The following is a 1027-nucleotide window of genomic DNA, read 5'->3' as shown; positions in this document are numbered from 1 at the left end:
GCGGTGTGTGTCAAGGTAGTTGTCGCCTGAACCGTTACGCTGCCTGCTTGTATCTGTGAGCCGATGCCAGGGTGCGCTCCGGATTCAGATGGACTTTGTCTGCCAGGTGCCAGTTGCGGATGGCACCCGACCATCGGGCAGGGTTTTGCATGCGTGCGCTCTGGTACAGCGCACGCCGTCTAGCCAGAAGGTCGTTGGCTTCACCTCGGTGCCGTTGTCCCGGGCTGACATATTTCAATGCGCTGTGACAGTGCTCCTCGTTGAACCACTGCACGAAGCGCTGCACCCATTCCCGGGCTGCCTCCAGCGTATCGAACGGTTTTTCAGGCCATAACGGACAGTACTTCGCCGTACGGAACAGCGACTCAGCAAAGGCGTTGTCGTTGCTGACGCGTGGCCGGCTGAACGATGGCTCGACCCCCAGATCAATCATGGCCGCGCGCATCGTGGCGCCTTTCATCGCACTGCCGTTATCCGAGTGCAGCACCAGCGCACGCCCGGCGATGCCTTCGCGCAGACATCCCTTGTGCAGCAGCTCGCTCGCGTGCTCAGCCGACTCCTGCTCCCACACCTCGTTCATCACCAGCTTGCGGCTGTAGATGTCCTTCATCATGTACCAGTAAAAGTACCGGCCCCTGACCGTGGTCGGCATCCACGTAATATCCCAGCACCACACCTGATTCGGACCATCGGCACAATGCGTCGTGAGCGTGCGTCGTTGCGGGGCCTTTGCCCGTCCCCGACGCTGTCCCTGTCCCGCCGCTTTCAGGATCCGGTAGAACGTGGATTCGCTGGCCAGATAAACCCCTTCGTCGGCCAGTTTCGGCACGATCTGGTGCGGTGTCAGACTCGCATAATCCGGATGGTTGGCTGCATCAAGCACGGCCTGGCGCTCTGCCTCATCCAGCTTGTTGGGAGGCGCTTCACGCCGCGCCAGCGTGCGGCCGTCCTGCGGCGCCTCGCGCCAGCGCTGGACACTGCGCACGCTGATCCCCAGTTGCTCACACGCACGCGCACGGCGTGCCCC

At 62.4% G+C, this 1027-nt stretch carries 1 protein-coding gene; it reads right to left on the bottom strand.

All coding sequences use genetic code 11. The features are described 5' to 3' along the window. Positions 1–34: 34 nt before the first annotated feature. Positions 35–1027: IS3 family transposase (locus HWX91_RS41030; RefSeq protein ID WP_184108390.1), on the bottom strand; the 993-nt coding region annotated here is incomplete at its 5' end.

It is taken from the genome of Paraburkholderia fungorum, assembly GCF_902833645.1.
GTDB lineage: Bacteria > Pseudomonadota > Gammaproteobacteria > Burkholderiales > Burkholderiaceae > Paraburkholderia > Paraburkholderia fungorum.
The sequence above is the reverse complement of the archived record's forward strand: the minus strand, read 5'-3'. Positions and strand labels throughout refer to the sequence as shown.